At 66.9% G+C, this 19751-nt stretch carries 18 protein-coding genes; 7 read left to right on the top strand and 11 right to left on the bottom strand.

Annotation, left to right across the window (positions count from 1 at the left end; genetic code table 11):
* Positions 1-92 precede the first annotated feature (92 nt).
* From AC5P9W_RS07760 to AC5P9W_RS07750, 3 genes are all read right to left on the bottom strand, one after another.
* A complete protein-coding gene (locus AC5P9W_RS07760) occupies positions 93-1286 on the bottom strand; it encodes an argininosuccinate synthase (protein WP_019660501.1) in 1194 nt (397 codons plus the stop codon).
* 62 nt (positions 1287-1348) lie between these two features.
* Positions 1349-2359 (bottom strand): N-acetylornithine carbamoyltransferase, encoded by a 1011-nt coding sequence (locus AC5P9W_RS07755; protein ID WP_495219008.1) that lies wholly within the window; start codon positions 2357-2359, stop codon positions 1349-1351.
* 318 nt (positions 2360-2677) lie between these two features.
* Complete coding sequence (locus AC5P9W_RS07750) at positions 2678-3241, bottom strand: glycine zipper 2TM domain-containing protein (RefSeq protein ID WP_026347073.1); 564 nt, start codon at positions 3239-3241, stop codon at positions 2678-2680.
* Between the two features lie 187 nt (positions 3242-3428).
* Here AC5P9W_RS07750 and cysS point away from each other — a divergent pair, with 187 nt between their 5' ends.
* From cysS to AC5P9W_RS07735, 3 genes are read left to right on the top strand one after another with little or no spacing between them, the layout of a single operon-like run.
* Positions 3429-4805, top strand: a complete 1377-nt coding sequence (cysS, locus tag AC5P9W_RS07745; protein WP_021204184.1) for a cysteine--tRNA ligase — start codon at positions 3429-3431, stop codon at positions 4803-4805.
* A gap of 57 nt (positions 4806-4862) precedes the next feature.
* Positions 4863-5315, top strand: a complete 453-nt coding sequence (locus AC5P9W_RS07740; protein WP_021204183.1) for a SufE family protein — start codon at positions 4863-4865, stop codon at positions 5313-5315.
* The gene (locus AC5P9W_RS07735; protein WP_021204182.1) at positions 5312-6559 is read left to right on the top strand and encodes an MFS transporter; all 1248 of its coding nucleotides are present in this window, start codon (positions 5312-5314) and stop codon (positions 6557-6559) included. Before AC5P9W_RS07740 ends, AC5P9W_RS07735 begins: the two co-directional genes overlap by 4 nt.
* 599 nt (positions 6560-7158) lie before the next feature.
* On the opposite strand, the gene dksA is transcribed toward AC5P9W_RS07735, so the two are convergent.
* Positions 7159-8385, bottom strand: coding sequence for an RNA polymerase-binding protein DksA (gene dksA / locus AC5P9W_RS07730; RefSeq protein WP_111097866.1), 1227 nt, complete (start codon positions 8383-8385; stop codon positions 7159-7161).
* Between the two features lie 271 nt (positions 8386-8656).
* Between dksA and yidD the strand changes: the two genes are divergently transcribed.
* The 3 genes from yidD to AC5P9W_RS07715 are packed head-to-tail and all read left to right on the top strand — an operon-like array spanning position 8657 to position 11107.
* Positions 8657-8911: a membrane protein insertion efficiency factor YidD gene (gene yidD / locus AC5P9W_RS07725; protein WP_010486626.1), complete on the top strand. Its 255-nt coding sequence runs from the start codon at positions 8657-8659 to the stop codon at positions 8909-8911.
* A gap of 1 nt (position 8912) precedes the next feature.
* Positions 8913-10259, top strand: a complete 1347-nt coding sequence (locus AC5P9W_RS07720; protein WP_111097867.1) for a dihydroorotase — start codon at positions 8913-8915, stop codon at positions 10257-10259.
* Entirely contained in the window at positions 10259-11107 is an 849-nt protein-coding gene (locus AC5P9W_RS07715) for a M23 family metallopeptidase (protein WP_457894722.1), read from the top strand. The genes AC5P9W_RS07720 and AC5P9W_RS07715 overlap by 1 nt, the downstream gene beginning before the upstream one ends.
* A gap of 158 nt (positions 11108-11265) precedes the next feature.
* Here the strand turns inward: AC5P9W_RS07715 and AC5P9W_RS07710 are convergent, their stop codons facing one another.
* The 5 genes from AC5P9W_RS07710 to efp form a co-directional block, all read right to left on the bottom strand.
* Complete coding sequence (locus AC5P9W_RS07710) at positions 11266-11970, bottom strand: squalene/phytoene synthase family protein (RefSeq protein WP_019660510.1); 705 nt, start codon at positions 11968-11970, stop codon at positions 11266-11268.
* An 11-nt stretch (positions 11971-11981) separates the two neighbouring features.
* Positions 11982-12677, bottom strand: a complete 696-nt coding sequence (locus AC5P9W_RS07705) for a phosphoglycolate phosphatase (protein WP_021204179.1) — start codon at positions 12675-12677, stop codon at positions 11982-11984.
* Positions 12674-13390, bottom strand: coding sequence for a bifunctional 2-polyprenyl-6-hydroxyphenol methylase/3-demethylubiquinol 3-O-methyltransferase UbiG (gene ubiG, locus AC5P9W_RS07700; RefSeq protein WP_188249615.1), 717 nt, complete (start codon positions 13388-13390; stop codon positions 12674-12676). Before ubiG ends, AC5P9W_RS07705 begins: the two co-directional genes overlap by 4 nt.
* A 24-nt stretch (positions 13391-13414) precedes the next feature.
* Complete coding sequence (locus tag AC5P9W_RS07695; protein ID WP_019660513.1) at positions 13415-14758, bottom strand: TRZ/ATZ family hydrolase; 1344 nt, start codon at positions 14756-14758, stop codon at positions 13415-13417.
* Positions 14759-14921: 163 nt separating this feature from the next.
* Positions 14922-15488, bottom strand: a complete 567-nt coding sequence (gene efp / locus AC5P9W_RS07690) for an elongation factor P (protein WP_005410381.1) — start codon at positions 15486-15488, stop codon at positions 14922-14924.
* A gap of 96 nt (positions 15489-15584) precedes the next feature.
* Between efp and epmB the strand changes: the two genes are divergently transcribed.
* On the top strand, positions 15585-16625 hold the full coding sequence (gene epmB, locus AC5P9W_RS07685) for an EF-P beta-lysylation protein EpmB (protein ID WP_152525815.1): 1041 nt from the start codon (positions 15585-15587) through the stop codon (positions 16623-16625).
* Positions 16626-16704: 79 nt separating this feature from the next.
* On the opposite strand, the gene AC5P9W_RS07680 is transcribed toward epmB, so the two are convergent.
* Both AC5P9W_RS07680 and AC5P9W_RS07675 read right to left on the bottom strand, forming a co-directional pair.
* Positions 16705-18831, bottom strand: a complete 2127-nt coding sequence (locus tag AC5P9W_RS07680; RefSeq protein ID WP_206621274.1) for an EAL domain-containing protein — start codon at positions 18829-18831, stop codon at positions 16705-16707.
* Complete coding sequence (locus AC5P9W_RS07675) at positions 18828-19730, bottom strand: phosphate/phosphite/phosphonate ABC transporter substrate-binding protein (protein ID WP_032953776.1); 903 nt, start codon at positions 19728-19730, stop codon at positions 18828-18830. The genes AC5P9W_RS07680 and AC5P9W_RS07675 overlap by 4 nt, the downstream gene beginning before the upstream one ends.
* Between the last annotated feature and the right edge of the window lie 21 nt (positions 19731-19751).

Genomic DNA, 19751 nt, shown 5'->3' with positions numbered 1-19751 from the left:
CTGGTGGAGAGCCCCCTTCTTGTTGAAGGGGGCGCGCCAACGGCGCAGGGTTGAGGTGGAATGCGCGGGAGACGCGCGCGCAATTCAATCGCTCAGCGATTGACTTGCGCGTAAAGCGTCGAGCTCATACCGAACAGCTTGATGAAGCCTTCAGCCTCCTCCACGCCCCAGTCGGCCGACTGCGCGTAGGTGGCACCCTTGGTGTTGAGCAGGTGCGGCGACTTCACGGCCACCGCATCGACGCGGCCACCACGGGTTTCCAGCACCACTTCACCGTTGACCTTGGCCTGCGAGGACTTCAGGAAGGCTTCGATGTCGGTCTTCAGCGGGTCGTGGTAGAAGCCTTCGTACACCAGCTCCACCCACTTGCGTGCCACGTCCGGCTTGAAGCGGTTCTGCTGCTTGGTCAGCACCGCATCTTCCAGCGCGCGGTGTGCGGCCAGCAGCGAGACCAGGCCCGGGGCCTCGAACACGATGCGGCCCTTCAGGCCGATCACCGTGTCGCCGGTGTACACGCCGCGACCGACGCCGTACGGGGCGAACAGCTTGTTGAGCTGGGCCAGGATCTGGTCGCCCGGCAGCGCCTTGCCGTTCAGTTCAACCGCTTCGCCTTCAATGAACTTCAGGGTGACGGTCAGCGCTTGTTCCGGCCATTCGCTGCGCGGCGAGCACCAGCCACGCGCACCTTCGCCCGGGGCTTCCCAACGGTCGATCTCGCCACCGGACATGGTCACGCCCAGCAGGTTCTCGTTGATGGTGTAGGCCTGCTGCTTGGCGCGCACGCCGAAGCCGCGCTCTTCCAGGTATTTCTGCTCGTAGGCACGGGTCTGGGTGTGTTCCTTCTGGATCTCGCGGATCGGCGCGATGATCTGGTAGTCACCCAGCGCCTTCACGGCCAGGTCGAAGCGGACCTGGTCATTGCCCATGCCGGTGCAGCCGTGGGCGATGATGTTGGTGCCCAGTTCGGCGGCACGCTTCAGCGCGGCATCCACGATCAGGTAGCGGTCCGACACCAGCAGCGGGTACTGGCCCTGGTAGCCTTCGCCGGCCCACACGAACGGCTTGACGAAGCCTTCCCAGATCGCCGGGCCACCGTTCACAGTGACATGGCTGGTCACGCCCAGCTCGGCGGCACGCTTCTCGATGAAATCGCGCTCTTCATCATCCACGCCGCCGGTGTCGGCGAACACGGTGTGCACGTTGTAGCCACGCTCCTGCAGGTAGGGCACGCAGAAGCTGGTATCCAGGCCGCCGGAGAAGGCGAGAACGACGTCTTTATTGCTCATGGGGAGGGTATGTCCTGGTAGCGCCGGGCCGTGCCCGGCGGAAATGATTGAATCGGAAAAAATCAGCGCCCGGCAACCGCGGCCATGATCGCCTTCTGCACGTGCAGGCGGTTCTCGGCTTCGTTGATGGCGATGCACTGCGGCGAATCCATCACCGCATCGGTGGCCTTCACGTTGCGACGCAGCGGCAGGCAGTGGCTGAACACACCGTTGTTGGTCAGCGCCATCTTGCGTTCGTCGACGATGAAGTGCTTGAACTGGTCGCGGATCGGCTTTTCCGGTTCCCAGTTGCCAAAGAACGGCAGCGCTCCCCAGCTCTTGGCGTAAACCACGTCGGCGCCGGCGTAGGCGCTGTCGACATCATGGCTGATCTTCAGCGAACCACCGCTTTCGGCCACGTTCTGCTCGGCCCAGCCCATGTAGCGCTCGTCGAGGATGTAGTCGGCGGTCGGGCAAAGCAGTGTCACGTCCATGCCCATGCGGGTGGCGATGGTCAGCGCCGAGTTGGCCACGGCGGTGTTGAGCGGCTTGGGGTGGTAGGTCCAGGTCAGCACGTACTTCTTGCCACGCAGGTCCTGGGTGCCGAAGTGCTCCTGCAGCGCCATGATGTGCGCCAGCTCCTGGCACGGGTGGGTGATGGTCTCCATGTTGATGACCGGCACCGGCGAATACCTGGCGAAGCTGTTGAGGACGATGTCCTGGCGGTCGTACGCCCAGTCCTGGAACTTCGGGAACGCACGCACGGCGATGATGTCGCAGTAACGGCCCAGCACCTTGGCCACTTCCGCGATGTGTTCCTCGGTATCGCCGTCCATCACCGTGCCGAGGTTGAACTCGATCGGCCACGCATCCTTGCCCGGCTGCAGCACCACCGCATGGGCGCCGAGCTGGAACGCGCCCAGTTCGAAGCTGGTGCGGGTGCGCATGGACGGGTTGAAGAACACCAGCGCGATCAACTTGCCCTTGAGCTGGTCGCCGAGCTTGTTGCGCTTGAACAGCGCGGCCTGGGTCAGCAATGCGTCGAGATCGCTGCGGCTCCAGTCCTGGGTGTTCAGGAAGTGCTTGGGGGACATCTTCTTTCCTTGCGTGGCGGCGCCGGGTTCGACGCGGTGGAAGGGAAAACAGGAAGCAAAGGTGAAACGAAAAGGTTGCAGTTGCAGCTTTCAGAACGCGGAAACGAAAAAACCCAGCCGGCGGGCTGGGTTTTTTTCGGACGAACAGCAAAAAGCTCCGGTTACCCAGCGAGAATGTGGGGTTCCGGTCGACGCGCACGCGAGGTCATGCCCGACGCCTGTCGGGCTGCGCTGCTGTCGTGCTGGAAGTCGGTGAGCTTCATGGCCGAATATCTTTGCATGCGGCCGTGACCGGCGCAAGGGGCCGGGGTCGCAGAATCAGGGATTGCCGGCGGCGCCCTGCTCAGGACCGACCCAGGGGGTGATCGACACCCGGATCTTGAGCCGGTTGCCCGGGTCTTCCGGCAGCCGCGACCGATACTTGGTGCCCTTGTAGACGTAGTCCACGTCGTAGGCGATGGGCCGGCGGAATTCACGCCCCACCGGCACGATGCGGCAGTCACGGGTCAGCATCGGGCCATTGTTGGCAGGCGCCGGGGCCGGCGTTTCGGGGCCGGCCTCTTCGGAGGGCTCCTCGTCGCTGCGCTTGAATATCGAGCGCACCGAGTCCCAGAAACGGCTGATCCGGCCCTTGTCCTCGACCGGCTCCTCGCCGGTCACGTTGACCGGGGCCAGGGTGCGGGTCGACACCGGCTCGCAATGCTCCTCGGTACGGGTCGCGCGCAGGGTCTGGAATACCGGCTCGACGTTCAGTACCTGGGCGTAGTCGAACTTCACGTTCTCCACGATCACCACCCGGTTGCGGGGCTCGGCCTCCTGCGCCAGCACCACGGCGGGCAGCGCCGACAGGCAGGCCAGGGTCAGCAATGCGGTGGATTTCAGTGGCGACGGGAGCAAGGACACGGCGATAGTGTAGGCAGTGGCGAGCGCAAGGGGCTGAACATTACCCGTCCACGCCGCTCCTGCCCACCCCACCCTGGCTCCCTCCGGCGTCCACCGGTGGCAACCAGCGCCCCCAAAGGGAGCGACACGTTCTAAAATCACAGACTTGTCCCCCAGCCACAGCCCCATGACCCTGCGCCTGCACAACAACCTGACTCGCCAGCTCGAACCGTTCACCCCGCTCGACCCGGCCTGTCCGACCCTGTATGTGTGCGGCCCCACGGTCTACAACTACGTGCACATCGGCAACGCCCGTGGCCCGGTGGTGTTCGGGGTGCTGGCCGACCTGCTGCGGCGGCGTTTCGGCGCACTGCGCTACGCCCGCAACATCACCGACGTGGACGACAAGATCAACACCGCCGCGCGCGAGCAGGGGGTGCCGATCAGCACCATCACCGACAGGTTCGCCGCCGCCTACCGTGAAGACATGGCCGCGCTGGGCGTGGTGCCGCCTGACATCGAACCGGAAGTGACCGCGCACATGCCGCAGATCATCACCATGATCGAGCAGTTGATCGCCAGTGGTCATGCCTATGCCGCCGAAGGCCACGTGCTGTTTGCGGTGGCCAGCTTCGATGGCTACGGCAAGCTCTCCCGCCGCGACCCGGAAGAAATGCTGGCTGGCGCCCGCGTCGATGTCGCCCCCTACAAGCGTGATCCGGGCGATTTCGTGCTGTGGAAGCCATCCAGCGACGACCTGCCCGGCTGGGAATCGCCCTGGGGCCGTGGCCGCCCGGGCTGGCACATCGAATGCTCGGCGATGGCCGCCGCCCACCTGGGCGAGACCATCGACATCCATGCCGGCGGCGTCGACCTGCAGTTCCCGCACCATGAAAACGAGATCGCGCAGAGCGAATGCGCGCATGGCGGCAGGATCTTCGCCCGCTACTGGCTGCACAACGGCATGCTCAACTTCGGCGGCGCCAAGATGAGCAAGTCACTGGGCAACATCGAGCGCGTGCATGACCTGGTTCGCCAGCATCCGCCGGAGGCACTGCGCCTGGCCCTGCTGTCGGCCCACTACCGTCAACCGCTGGACTGGTCCGATGCGCTGATCGAACAGTCGGTGCGTACGCTGGACCGCCTGTACGGCACCCTGCGCGAACTGGCCTCGGTCGAGGCCAGCGCGGTGATTCCGGCCACGGTCGAAGCGACCCTCGACGACGACCTCAACACCCCGCAGGCGCTGGCCGAAGTGGCCCGCATCGCGGCCGAGGCGCGTCGTGCCACGGACCCGGCCGAACAGTCGCGCCTGAAGGCCGAGCTGCTCGGTGCCGGCCTGGCACTGGGCCTTCTGCAGGCCGATCCGGCGCAGTGGTTTGGTACCGCTGCGGGCGCTGACGGCGACGATGCCCGTATCCAGGGCCTGATCGACGAGCGCGCTGCGGCCAAGAAGGCGCGCGACTTCGCCCGTTCCGATGCCATCCGCGACCAGTTGGCCGCCGAAGGCATCGTGCTGGAAGACACCCCGCAGGGCGTGCGCTGGTCGCGCAAGCGCGGCTGACCTGCTGCCCTGCCCCGTGGCCGGCCCGCCGGCCACGCCCCCACTGTAGAGACTGTTGTGACCGACTCCCCGTTCCCGCTTGAACCCACCGCCGCCGAGGCCCAGACCGCCATCGCCGAGGAATTCGGCTTCTTCGGCGACTGGTCCGAGCGCTACCAGTACCTGATCGACCTCGGCCGCAAGCTGCCGGCCTTCCCGGAAGAATGGAAGACCGAAGAGCATCGCCTGCTCGGCTGCCAGTCGATGGTCTGGATCGTGCCGGAAGGCAATGCGCAGTCGCTGCGCTTCCATGCCATCAGTGATTCGGCCATCGTCTCCGGCCTGATCTTCCTGGCGCTGCGCGTGTACTCCGGGCGCTCGGCGCGGGAGATCCTGGACACCGAACCGAGCTATATCCAGGACATCGGCCTGGCCCGCCACCTGTCTCCGACCCGCAGCAATGGTGTGGCTGCGATGCTGGCCTTCATCCGCGAGACCGCGCAGACCCAGCTGCAGCGCGATCCGTCGTGAACGAGCCTGCCACAGCCGAGGACACCGCGCTGGGCCTGCTGTCCCGGCCCGGCTTCGCCAAGCTGCTGGCCTACCGCATCTTCGCGATGCTGTCCTACCAGGTGGTGGCAGTCACCGTCGGCTGGCACATCTACGAAGTCACCCGCAATCCGTTCTCGCTGGGCCTGATCGGCCTGGCCGAGGTGCTGCCGTTCTTTTGCGTGGCGCCATTCGCCGGCTACCTGGTCGACCATCTGCCGCGGCGTCGGTTGGGCATGGCGGCCTGTTCCGGGCTGATCGCCACCGCGCTGGTACTGACCAGCGTGGCCAAGGGCTGGCTGCCGTTTGAAGACGTGTGGCCCATCTATGCAGCCATCGCCCTGACCGGCATGGTCCGCGCCTTCCTGTCACCTATCTACAACGCACTGTTCGCCCGCGTGCTGGCCCGCGATCAGTTCGCGCGCGGCGCAGGCCTCGGCGCGGTGGTGTTCCAGGCCGGCATGGTCGCCGGCCCGGCGCTGGGCGGCGTGCTGGTCGGCTTCGGCGGCAAGGGCCTCTCCTACGCGGTGGCTACGGCCTTTGCGCTGGTGGCGATGGCCTGCCTGGCTACATTGAAGGTGGAAGAACCGGTGCACACCGGTCCGGCCGCGCCGATCTTCAAGAGCATCGCCGAAGGCGCGCGCTTCGTGGTCGGCAACCGGATCATGGTCGGGGCGATGGCGCTGGACATGTTCTCGGTGCTGCTGGGCGGCGTGGTGGCGATGCTGCCGGCCTTCCTGCACGAGATCCTGCACCACGGTCCGGAAGGCCTGGGCATCCTGCGCGCGATGCCGGCGCTCGGCTCGGTGTGCGTGGGCCTGTGGCTGGCCCGCCACCCGCTGCACCGCAATGCCGGCCGCGTGTTGCTGTTCGCGGTGGCCGGTTTCGGCCTGTGCGTGATCGGCTTCGGCCTGTCGCAGCACTTCTGGCTGTCAGCGCTGATCCTGCTGTTCTACGGGGCCTTCGATGGCATCTCGGTGGTGATCCGATCGACCATCCTGCAGTTGGCCACGCCGGAAGAGATGCGCGGCCGGGTGTCGTCGATCAACGGCATCTTCATCAGTTCGTCCAACGAGCTGGGCGCGTTCTATGCCGGCACGATGGCGAAGCTGCTCGGCCTGGTGCCGGCCGTGGTGCTGGGTGGGTTTGCGGTGCTGAGCGTGGCCGGGATCACCGCGTGGAAGAACCCGACGCTGCGGAAACTGAATTTGCGTGATCTGCAGTAGCGTCGGCTCGTCGTTTCCGCGACAGCCGCTTTACGTGCGCCGACGCATTGGTAGCGCCGGGCCATGCCCGGCAGCCCTTTTCCGCGACCGCGGCGGGGTGTCACTTTCTTTTCGCGAAAAGAAAGTAACCAAAGAAACGCTCCGCCATCCGCGAGCCGGCGCTGCGCGCCGGTGCCCTGTGCTCCTCGGTGAATCAGGGGACGGCGCGGAGAGCCAGCCGACTAGCAGTCGGCTCTACAGGATAGAGCGGCCTCTTCGCCCTTGATTCCCCTGCGGTGCTCGGCTCGCTACAAGGCGGACTCAACAGCCGCGAGCGCACGCATGACCGCTCTTGGCGGCCTGAGCCGAGCGTGGGCTCGGCTCTACATCGGCCGCGCACGCAGGAAACCGGCGAGAGCCTGCGGGTGGGTCCGGGCAGGACCGTCCGCGGCATGGATGCCGCGGCCGAGCTTACAGGGATGTACTTGCAGCGTGTCCTGCCCGGCCCCACCCGCAGGCTCCCTCTGATACGCGGAAGGCGCCGTTCTACTCAGCCAACCACCCCAACAAAAAACCCGGCCGAGGCCGGGTTTTTCGCATGACCACACAACGAGCAGGAATCAGTCGCCCTGCTGCTTCTGCAGGTGCTCCCAACGCTCCTGGGCGTCGATGGTGCGTTCAGCCGTGAGGCGCGCTTCGAGGCGCTCCAGGCCGATTTCTTCACCGGTGTCGACGCAGTAACCGTAGTCGCCCGCTTCCAGGCGCTTCAGGGTGCTGTCGATCTTGCCGATCAGCTTGCGGTAGCGGTCGCGGGTACGCAGTTCCAGCGAGTTCTCGGTCTCGCGGGTCGCGCGCTCGGCTTCATCGCCGATGTCACGCACTTCCTCACGAAGATTCTCGATGGTCTGCTTGGACTCTTCCACCAGGTCCGCGCGCCAGTTCTGCAGACGCTGACGGAAGTACTCCTGCTGCAGCGGGCTCATGTATTCCTCTTCCGAGGACGGCTTGTAGCCAGCCGGCAGGATCGGGCGGCCGGTGGCCTCGTCGGTCTTGTATTCGACCACCTTGTACTTGCTGCGCGGGGCCGGTGCTGCCGAGCGGGCGGCGACGGCCACGGCAACCTTGCCGACAGGGCGCGACACGGTCTTCGGGGCGGAATCGGATTTCACGGCGGTTTTGGCAGGCGATTTCGAAACGGGCACGGGATTCTTGGATTGCGGGGCCTTCGAAGCGGCAGGAGCGGCGGCCGGGGCCGGCTTGGAGGCCGGTTGGGCTGCTGCCACTGCCACGGTCTTGGCCGGGACAGGCTTGGCCGGAGCCGGCTTGGCAGCAGGCTTCGGTGCGGACTTCACTACTGGGGCCGGGGCCGGCTTTACGGCCGGTGCGGCAACATTCTTGGCACCCTTCTTTACAGCGGCAGGCGTGGCGACCGGCTTGGCCGCAGCGACCTTCTTTGCTACGGGCTTGGCGACCGGCTTGGCTGCAGCCTTCTTCACCACCGCCTTCGGCGCCGGCTTGGCGGCGGCCTTCTTGGCCACCGGCTTGGCGGCAGCTTTCTTCACCGGCGCAGCCTTGCTGACGGTCTTCTTCACCGGCGCCTTCTTGCTGGCAGCGGCTGGCTTGGCCTTGGCGGGCGCAGCGGCCTTCTTCGCCACCGGCTTGGTTGCCTTGACCGGCGTTTTCTTTGCGGTGGCCTTCCTGGCCGCCGGTTGCGAGGACGCTGCCTTGGTCGCCGGCTTGCTGGCCGGCTTCTTGGCAACGGGCTTTGCCGCCAACTTCTTCACAACAGGCTTGGCGGTTTTCTTGGCGGCCGTTGCGGCCTTCTTTGCAGTTTTTTTAGCAGCCACGAAACGCTCTTCCTTGGATTCCCCGGGGCCCGGGAAAGCGGGCCTTTATAGCCTACCCGACCCGCAGCAGCAACCTCGGCACCCTGCCCCATTCAGTCCTGGAGCCAAGGCGCCCAATGGGCAGTCCGACGAACACGGACCGCCTTGCGCGGTACGGAACCTGGCCAGCACCCGAAGGTGCTGGTACCGGTCGCAGGCCATCGGCGACATGCGACCAACGGCCCATCCTGCACAAATGCGGCCTTCATGCCAACTGGCATAAGATGACTGGGTGATCTCGCGCCTGCTCATTGCCCTGCTGCGCTTCTACAAGCGCTTCATCAGCCCCCTGCTGGGGCCACGCTGCCGTTTCGTGCCGAGCTGTTCTGAATACGCGATGGAAGCCATCTCGCGGCACGGCCCGCTGCGCGGCAGCTGGCTGGCTGCGCGCCGGCTGGGCCGCTGCCACCCGTTCCACCCCGGCGGCTTCGACCCGGTGCCCGAATCCAACCACGCCCCCTCTTGCCGTTGCACAGGAAAACACTGACATGTCCTCCACCCTCATCACCAACGCCCGGATGGTCAACGAAGGCCGCACCTTCGACGGCGACCTGCGCATCGAGAACGGCCGCATCGCGCAGATCGGCAATGGGCTGGCGCCGCGCGACGGCGAGCAGGTGGTGGACGCGGCCGGGCGCTGGCTGCTTCCCGGCATGATCGATGACCAGGTGCACTTCCGCGAACCGGGCCTGACCCACAAGGGCGACATCGCCAGCGAATCGGCGGCGGCCGTGGCCGGTGGCCTGACCAGCTTCATGGACATGCCCAACACCAACCCGCCGACGCTGGATTCAACCATCCTGGAAGCCAAGTACGAGCTCGCGCGCGGCCGCGCCTGGGCCAACTACGGCTTCTACCATGGCGCCAGCAATGACAACCTCGAAGCGATCCGTGCGCTGGACCCGAAGAAGGCCCCGGGCGTGAAGGTGTTCATGGGCGCCTCTACCGGCAACATGCTGGTGGACAACCCGGAAACGCTGGATGCGATCTTCCGCGAATGCCCGACCCCGATCATCACGCACTGCGAAGACACGCCGATGATCGATGCCAACCTGAAGGCCTTCCAGGAAAAGTACGGCGACGCGCTGACCCCGGACATGCATCCGGATATCCGTTCGCGCGAGGCCTGCATCAAGTCGACCCGCCTGGCGATGTCGCTGGCGCGCAAGCACGGCACCCGCCTGCATGTGCTGCACATCTCCACCGCCGACGAGCTGGCGCTGTTCGAGAAGGGCCCGCTGATCCGCGCCGATGGCAGCCGCAAGCAGATCACCGCCGAAACCTGCGTGCACTTCCTGCACTTCGCGCGCCCGGACTACGCGACCAAGGGCAACCTGATCAAGTGCAACCCGGCGATCAAGGAAGTGTCCGACCGCGAGGCAATCACCGCTGCACTGGCCGATGACGTGCTGGACGTGCTGGCCACCGACCACGCGCCGCACACCTGGGAGGAGAAGCAGAAGCCCTACGCGCAGGCGCCGTCGGGCCTGCCGCTGGTGCAGTACGCGCTGGTGGCCGCGCTGGAGCGGGTGCACGAAGGCAAGCTGACCCGCGAGCAGGTGGTGCAGAAATTCGCACATGCGCCGGCGCAGCTGTTCGACGTGGAAGAACGCGGCTTCCTGCGCGAAGGCTACTTTGCCGACCTGGTGCTGGTGGAGGACGTGCCGTTCACCGTCAAGCGCGAGGACGTGCTGTCCAAGTGCGGCTGGTCGCCGTTTGAAGGCACCACTTTCCGCTCGCGCATCGCCTCCACCTGGGTCAACGGCCAGCTGGTGTGGGACGGCAGCAAGCTGGTGGGCGAACCCGCCGGCCAGCGCATGACCTACGACCGCTGATGCGTTCGGCACTTCTGTTCGGAGCGCTGCTGCTGGCCGCGCCCCTGTTCACCGCACCGTCGGCGCAGGCACAGGACGGCATCGGCAGCCTGATCGACAGCCGCGTGGTGTTCCCGGCCAGTGCGTCACAGGGCGCGCTGGTGATCGGCAAGGTGCCCGCTGGCAGCCGCGTGCAGTACGCCGGCCGCCAGCTGCGGGTGAGCGGCTATGGCAGCGTCGTGTTCGGCATCGGCCGCGACGAGAAGGGTCCGCTGCACGTGCAGGTGCAACGCCCCGATGGTGGCAGCGAGACCGCAACCATCGCGGTGACGCCGCGCGACTGGCCCACCGAGCGGGTCAACGGGGTGCCACCGAAGACGGTGAATCCGCCGGCGGCGATTGCCGAGCGGATCAAGCGCGAACAGGCGCAGGTAACCGCTGCACGTTCGCGCGACGACGACCGTACCGACTTCACCCAGACCTTCATCTGGCCGGTCCAGGGCCGCATCAGCGGCCGCTTCGGCAATGCGAGGGTGTACAACGGCCAGCCCGGTGCCGGTCATTCCGGCATGGACATCGCGGTGCCGACCGGCACGCCGGTAAAGGCACCGGCCGCCGGCATCGTCACCTTCGCCGGCCCCGACCTGTACCTGACCGGTGGCACGCTGCTGCTCGACCACGGTTTCGGGGTCAGCTCCAACTTCCTGCACCTGTCGCGCATCGACGTAAAAGTCGGCGAACGTGTGGAGCAGGGCCAGGTGATCGCTGCCGTCGGCGCCACCGGCCGTGCCACCGGCCCGCACCTGCACTGGGGCATGAACTGGTTCGAGACCCGTATCGACCCGCTGCTGGTGCTGGAGCGCAAATAACGCCCATCGCCCGGTGCAGCGGTGAGCCACTGTTGTAGAGCCGAGCCCACGCTCGGCTGCTGTCGCGCAGAGATGAGCCGAGCATGGGCTCGGCTCTGCAGACAGCATTCAATCAACCGCGCGAGGTAGCGCCGGGCCATGCCCGGCGGGGCGCGGGATCAACCGCGCGCCGCCCACCACACGCGCAGCAGGGTGCGCACCGGAGTGGCTTCGATTGGCTTGCCTGCGGCCTGCGCGGCCACACGGGCACGTGCCAGGCTGGACCACACGCGGCGCGGGCGCGGGCCGGGCACGCGGGTGCCCCACCCCTTCAACAGATGCTGCGCCCAGCGCTGCGCAGCGGTGCTGGCATCACCGTCCAGCAGGCTGCGCGGCACACCGGCCACGCCGGCATCCTGCAGGCGCTGGGCCAGGGTCTGCAGCTGCACCGCGCGACCGGCACCGGTGCGCGGCTTGTCCGCGAACAAGGTTGCCTCCACTGCGGCTACGGCCTCGGCGTAGTTGGCCAGCGCGCGCTCGGCGCCGGCTGCATCGGGCGCGACGGTGCGTGCTTCAACCAGATCCGGCAGCGCTTCGGCCAACTGCGCCCACGGCGCACGCACCGGCTCCAGCAGCCGGCCCAGCGGATGGCGCGAACGATGCCCGGCCCAACTGCGCAGCTCCTCGCCCCACCACGCCAGCTTGGCGTCGGCCGGCAACGGGTCGCCGCTGGTGTTGAGCATGTCGTCGAACTCCTGCAGCAGCGCAAACCACGCCACGGCCAGCTCGCGTTGCGATTCGGCCACGAACGGGGCGGCCACCGACCATTCCGGCCAACGGCTGCGCCACTTGTCGAGGAAACTGTCCAGCGCGGTACTGCTCACTACACCATTCCTTACGGCTGGGCCGGGGCTGCCGGCCGGGTCGGCCAGAGACTGGCCAGTTGCAGAAGTTCAGCGTTCTCGACCAGCACGTCGGCCTGCCAGGCCAGCGGATCGTCGCTGTGCAGGCGGTAACCCCACAGCGCCGCCACCGACGGCATGGCCGCGGCCCGCGCGGCGATGATGTCGCGCTCGTCGTCACCCACGTACACGCAGTCTTCGGCAGCAACGCCAATGGCCTGCGCAGCGTGCAGCAGCGGCAGCGGGTGAGGCTTGCGCTCGGCCAGGCTGTCACCGCCGACCAGCACCGCGCAACGCTGCTGCCAACCATGTTGCGGCAGGATCAGGCGCGCCAGGTACTCCGGCTTGTTGGTGACGATGCCCCACACCGTACCGGCCTCATCCAGCGCGGCGAGCATGCCGGCCACGCCGTCGAACAGCACTGCGTGCTGGCCGATCAGCGCTTCGTAGCGCTGCAGGAATTCCGGGATCAGCGCGTCACGTGCGGCGACGTCCAGTTCCGGGAAGGCAGCCGAGACCATCGCCCGCGAGCCCTTCGACACCACCGGGCGCAGTGCGGCCGGATCGATGGGTGCACGACCACGTTCGGCCAGCATCGCGTTGCAGGTAGCGACGAAGTCCGGCGCGCTGTCCAGCAAGGTGCCATCCAGATCGAACAGCACCGCGCGCGGGAAGCGTGCAGAGGTCATGCCGGCTTGACCGCGTAGGCCAGATAGTTGATGTCGGTGCGGCTGCTCAGGCGGGCATGGTTGCGCCACGGCTCGTAGGCCATGCCGCTGACATCCACCAGCTGCAGGTCGGCCTCGCGCAGCCAGCGCGCCAACTCGGCCGGCTTGATGAATTCCTGGTAGTGGTGCGTGCCCTTGGGCAGCAGGCGCGCCACGTACTCGGCGCCGACAATCGCCACCGCGAAGGCGGCCGCGGTGCGGTTGATGGTCGACAGGAACAGGTGGCCGCCCGGCTTCAGCAGGCGCTTGCAGGCCTCGATGATCGCACCCGGGTCTGGCACGTGCTCGAGCATTTCCATGCAGGTGACCACATCGAAACTGCCCGGCTGCTCGGCGGCCAGATCCTCGGCAGCCTGCACGCGGTAGTCGACCTTGGCGCCGCTTTCCAGCGCATGCAGGCGCGCGACCTTCACCAGCTCCGGGGCCAGGTCGATGGCGGTGACGTCGGCGCCGGCCTGGGCCAGCGCTTCGCTCAACAGGCCGCCACCGCAACCGATATCGAGTACGCGTGCGCCGCGCAGCGGCACGCGATCGGCCACGTACTTCAGGCGCACCGGATTCAGTGCGTGCAGCGGCTTCTGCGGGCCGTCAGCGTCCCACCAGCGGTTGGCCAGCGCGGCGAACTTGTCCAGCTCGGCCTGATCGAAATTGGAGGAAGCGTGGGGGGCAGTCATGAGGGGTCCTTGCGGCGCCAGGGATCAGGCGCGGATATGACGGATGCGCTCGCGCCACTGGCGCGCGTTGGCGATGATGCCCGGCAGGTCCATGCCGACCAGCTCGCGCTGCACCAGCTTCGGCTTGCCGGCGATCCAGACGTCGCTGACCTGCTGGCGGCCGGTGGCGTACACCAGTTGCGACAGCACGTTGTGCAGCGGCTGGGTTTCCAGCGCAGACAGGTCGACGCAGACCAGGTCGGCCTGCTTGCCGACTTCGATCGAGCCGATGCGGTCACCGAAGCCCAGCGCGCGTGCGCCACCCAGCGTGGACGCGCGCAGCGTGGTTGCCGCATCCAGTGCAGTGGCGTCGTCGGCCACGGCCTTGGCCAGGATCGCCGCGGTGCGGTTCTCGCTGAACATGTCCAGGTCGTTGTTGCTGGCGCAGCCATCGGTACCGATCGCCAGGTTCACGCCTGCGCGCTGCAGGGCGCAGGCCGGGCAGAAACCGGAGGCCAGCTTCAGGTTGGATTCGGGGCAATGCACCACGCTCACGCCGCGCTCGGCGCACAGGTGGATTTCTGCATCGGTCAGCTGGGTCATGTGCACCGCAATCAGGCGGTCGTTGACCAGGCCGAGCCGATCCAGCCGCGCCAGCGGGCGCTGGCCGTGCAGCCTGATCGAATCGTTGATTTCCTGCGCGGTCTCGTGGGTATGCAGATGCACCTGCATGTCGAGCTGGTCGGACAGCATCCGCACCCGCTCGAAGTTGGCATCGTTGACCGTGTAAGGCGCATGCGGCGCGAACGCGGTGGCGATCAGCGGATCGGTGCGCCACTGGTCGTGCAGTTCACCGGCCTTGGCGAAGTACTCGTCGTCGGTCTTGGCCCAGGCGGTGGGGAAATCGATGATGACCGCGCCCACCAGCGCGCGGAAACCGTGTTTCTTGTAGACCGCGGCCTGCACGTCGCCGAAGAAGTAGTTCTCGTTGGCGCAGGTGGTGCCGCCGCGCAGCATCTCGGCGATGGCCAGGGTGGTGCCGTCGGCAACGAATTCGGGGCCGATCACCGCCGCTTCCACCGGCCAGATGTGCTGCTGCAGCCAGGTCATCAGCGGCAGGTCGTCGGCGACGCCGCGCAGCAGGGTCATCGGGTTGTGCGTGTGGGCGTTGACCAGACCCGGCATCAGCGCGGCCTCGGGGCGACTGACTACCTGGGCGGCACGGAAGCGCGCGCGCGCCTCGGCACGCGGCAGGATGGCCACGATCTCGCTGCCACGCACGGCGACGGCATGGTCTTCCAGCACCACCGCATGCGGCTCGATCGGAACGACGTAACCGGCTTCGATGAGCAGGTCGCAGGCTTCGGGGAGGTGCGGGCTATCGCTCATGCGGGCTCACTGGCTATTGGAGAAGGGCCTGGCGGGAGGCGGTAGCGCCGGGCCATGCCCGGCGGCTGTCCGCTGCGGCGCCATGGGCGCCAGCAACGGGTTCCGGGTTATGCCCGGAAAGCCGAGCATGGCTCGGCTCTACAGGTAATCCGGCTGCGCCGGATTACTTGACGCGTGCGGAGTACTCGCCCGAACGGGTGTCGACGCGGATCACTTCGTCCTGGTTGACGAACAGCGGCACGCGGACCACGGCGCCGGTTTCCAGGGTGGCCGGCTTGCCGCCGCCGCCCGAGGTGTCGCCACGGACGCCCGGATCGGTCTCGGTGATCTTCAGCTCGACGAAGTTCGGCGGCTGCACGAAGATCGGCTCACCGTTCCACAGGGTGACCACGCAGGACTCCTCGCCCTTCAGCCACTTCTCGGCGCCGCCCATGCCGGCCTTGGTGGCCTGGACCTGCTCGAAGGATTCCGGATCCATGAAGTGCCAGTACTCGCCATCGCTGTACATGAAGTTCATGTCGGTGTCGACGACGTCGGCTGCATCCAGCGAGTCGGTCGACTTCATGGTCACTTCCTGGGTACGGCCGTCCTTGATCAGGCGGTACTTCACGCGGGTGAAGGCCTGGCCCTTGCCCGGCTTGACGTATTCGGTGTCGATGATGACGGCCGGTTGGTTGTTGACCAGGATCTTCATCCCGTTCTTGACGTCGTTCATGCCGTAGCTGGCCATGCGTAAACTCCTGAGTGGCAGAAACGCCGCGGGTGCGGCGAGCCGTTAGAATGGAAAGCCCACCGGATGCCGGTGGGCGACTGTTTTTCTGCCCCCATGATAACCGCAGGCCCCCTCTCCATGCAGCTTTCCGCCTTCCCCCGGCCCCAGTCGCCAGGCGCGCCCGCGCGCTGGCAGCAGCTCTGGCGCCAGGCACTGCGCGACCCACAGGCCCTGCTGGCCCGGCTGCAGCTGGACCCGGCCGCGCTGGGCGTCTCGGAAGCGGCAATGGCCCAGTTCGCGCTGCGCGTACCGGAGGGGTTCGTGGCCCGCATGCGCAAGGGTGATCCGGCCGATCCGCTGCTGCGCCAGGTGCTGCCGATCGACGAGGAAATGCGTCCCGCGCCCGGGTTCAGTTTCGATGCGGTGGGCGATGGCGCCGCCAGGAAGGCCACCGGCGTCATCCAGAAGTACCGTGGCCGCGCCCTGCTGGTCGCCACCGGCAGCTGCGCGATCAACTGCCGCTACTGCTTCCGCCGCCACTTCGACTATGGCGCGGAGAACGCCGCCAAGGGTGGCTGGCAGGAGGCCGTAGCCGCCATCGCCGCCGACCCGGACATCGACGAGGTGATCCTGTCCGGCGGTGACCCACTGTCGCTGGCCACGCACAAGCTGGTCGAACTGACCGATGCCCTGCGCGCCATCCCGCATATCCACCGCCTGCGCATCCACACCCGGCTGCCGATCGTGCTGCCCGAGCGCGTGGACGATGAGCTGGTCTCCTGGCTGGGCAGTCTGCCCTGGCCGCTGGCGATCGTGGTCCACGCCAACCATGCCAATGAATTCGACGCCAGCGTGGACGCGGCGATGGCCCGCCTGCGCGCTACCGGCGCCCAACTGCTGAACCAGGCGGTGTTGCTGCGCGGGGTCAATGACAGCGTGCAGGCCCTGCAGGACCTGAGCGAGCGCAGCTTCGACGCCGGCGTGCTTCCCTACTACCTGCATCAGTTGGACCGGGTCGAGGGCGTGGCCCACTTCGAAGTGGATGACGCCCAGGCCAAGGCGCTGATTGCCGGCCTGACCGCGCGCCTGTCCGGTTATCTGATCCCGAAACTGGTGCGCGAACTGCCCGGCGACCCGAGCAAGCGTCCGCTGTAGCCCCAAAAAAGGGGACGGAGGGGATTAAGTCGCAAATGCACAAGCGACTTAATCCCCTCCGTCCCTTTTTTTGTGTCGGTCAGAGGCCCGATTCGATCATCCGCACCACTTCGGTGGCGGTCACCGGATGACTCAGCCAGTAGCCCTGGCCAAGATCGCAGCCGCGCTGCACCAGCAGGTCGAACTGCGCCTGCTGCTCGATGCCCTCGGCCACCACGGTGATGCCCAGTGCGTGGGCCATGGCGATGATCGCCGTGGTCAGCGCCAGATCGTCGGGATCGCGCTGCATGTCGGCCACGAAGCTCTTGTCGATCTTCACCCCGTCCACCGGTACCTGGCGAAGATGGCTGAGACCGGAGAAGCCGGTGCCGAAATCGTCCAGCCAGACCTTCACGCCGGTGCGGTGCAGCTTGTCCAGCAGCTGTGCGGCCACCATCTCGTCGCCGATCACGGCGGTTTCGGTCAGCTCCAGATGCAGCCGCGAGGCCGGTAGCCCGGACTCATGCAGGCACTGCGCCACCAGTGCCGGCAGTTCGCCGCCGCGCAACTGCCGTGGCGACACGTTGACCGACACGAACAGGTCGTCCCCGGCCGTCCCGCGCGGCCATTGCGCGGCCTCCATGCAGGCCGCACGCAGCACCTTCGGGCCGATGACTTCGATAAGGCCACTCTGCTCGGCCACCTCGATGAACACCGAAGGCGGGATCGTGCCCAGGGTCGGGTGCTGCCAGCGCAGCAGCACTTCAACGCCGACCATGCGGCGGTCGCGCATGCGGAAGATCGGCTGGTAGGCCAGGCGCAGTTCGCCGCGCTCCCAGGCGCCGCGCAGCTCCTGTTCCATATGCACGCGACGCTCGACTGCATGGTCCATCGCCCGGCTGTAATAGCGATAGCAGTTCTTGCCCGCCATCTTTGCCTGGTACATGGCAATGTCGCCGTTCTTCAGCAGGGTGGTGGCATCGGCCGCATCGTCAGGGAACAGGGTCACGCCGATCGAGGTACCCAGGAACAGTTCCCGGCCCTGCACCACCAGCGGCTTGCCCAGCTCCCGCACCAGCACTTCAGCCAGCAGCCGCGCATTTGCGGCCACATCACCATCGCCCACCAGGATCACGAACTCATCTCCGCCGAAGCGCGCCAACAGGGCTTCATCGCCCCCGGCTTCGGTGACCGCGCGATCGATACGCTGTGCAAACTGCAGCAGTGCTTCATCGCCAGCTTCGTGGCCAAGGGTGTCATTGACTCGCTTGAAGTCGTCGATATCGGCGAACAACAGGCCCAACCGGTGATTGGCGGCACGGGCAGCCATCAACCGATGATCAAGCGCCTCGCGGAATGCCAGCCGGTTGGTCAGCCCGGTCAACGCGTCGGTATAGGCCATGCGCCGCACTTCGCGGTCATGGCGGGCGATCGCATCACGCATGCGGGCAAAACCGCGCACCAGTTCACCCACCTCGTCGTCGCGGGTGTTCTCGGCCAGCGGCGTCTGGTAGTCGCCCGCCTCGATGCGACGGGCAGCGACGGCAAGATCACGGATCGGCGCAACCAGAGTACGCTGCACGTACACGATCACGACCACGCCGATCACCACCAGTAGGCCCAGCATCAACAGCAGCCAGCCCAGGTGACGGCTGCCGACCTGCTGCAGGCGTTCGCCCAAGGTGGCGTTGGCTGCCTGCTCGCGCTGCTGCACCTCATCCAGCGCCATGCCGACGCGGACGCCGCCAATGCGCTGGTTGCCGACCATGATCGGCATGGTGTTGTCGAGCACCTTCGGCGACTCCTGCACGACCAGCGCCTGCGCAGCCGCGGCCCTGGGTGCAAGAGGATCAGCCATCGGCTGGCCGAAACCGGATACTTCGACCGAGCCGTCGTGAACCAGCCGGCCGCGTTCGTCGAACACCAGCACGTAGCGCACCACGGGCTGGCGCGCAGTACTGCGCACCAGTACGCCAACCTGGTCCAGGTCACGGTAGTACAACGGGTTGGCCAGCGCATCGGACAACTCGCGCGCCATCGCCTCGCCGCGGCTGCGCACGCTGCGGTCGAACAATTCATGGATGACGCCACCGCTGAGGTTGCGCACCTCGCCCTGCATCGCCGCTTGCCGCCCCAACAACACTGCCAGGATCGCGATCACCACGACCATTGCCCCGCCCATCGCGAGCAGGAACCGGGCCTGCATCCCCGAGCCAAGCCACTTCATTCCACTTCCATCCGCACGCGCGTCAATCCTTGTTTCAATTCATCCAGCCGCTGCTGCGCATGCGCATCGACGCGGTGGAACCCGGAAGTGCCAAAAAACCGATGCAGCGCTCCCCGTGCCCTCGGGTCGCCGGCCGCCTGCAGCAGCACTTCCTGCAGGCGATCGCGCACGCGTGGATCAAGGTCGGCGCGGACCATCTCCACCGCACGCGGGTAGGGTTCGGTGCGCAGCAGCTCGCGGAAGTCGCGCCGGAACGCTGCTGGCATCCGCCGTTCGTCATTCCAGTCCACGCTGCTCACTGCTCCCACGTCAACCACCCCCTTGTGCACGAACGTCGCGATGTTCAGCTCGCTGCGTGCAAATACGTAGCCCACGCTATCTGGGCCCGGCATGTCCCATGCACCGGCCAGGATCTGCGGCGACAGGCCTTCCTGCAGCAACGTCATCACCGGCACCAGGTAGGCACTGGTGGACGCCGTGTTCTGCAGGGCCAGGCGATGGCCCCGCAGATCCTGCATGCGCTGGATCGGGCTGTCGCGGCGCACGAAGAAAACCGTCTGGTACTCCCGCACACCGTTGCGCTCGGTCAGCAGCAGCGGACGGGCGCCACTGCGCTGGCCCAGCGCCACCGCCGTACCCGAGGTTTCCGTGACCCAGTCGACACGACCGCGCCGCAGATAGCTGGCCATCTGCTGTGGATCGCGTGCCATCAGGATCCTTCCCTCCTTGATGCCAACGTCGTGCATGCGCGCCACCACGTAATCCAGCAAGGGCTGAAGCTGCTCGTAGTGGGCCTTGGGATCATCGCTGATCCGGCCCAGCACCAGCACGTGGTCCGGTGCTGCACGCACCGTCCCGGCCAGCAGGACCATGGCCAGGCTCAGCAGTCCCCCCTGCATTGCCTTTCGCAGACCCGACAC

Source organism: Stenotrophomonas sp. YJH_SMC_33 (assembly GCF_059372295.1).
Note: the sequence above shows the minus strand (reverse complement) of the source record. Positions and strands in the feature narration are given on the sequence as shown.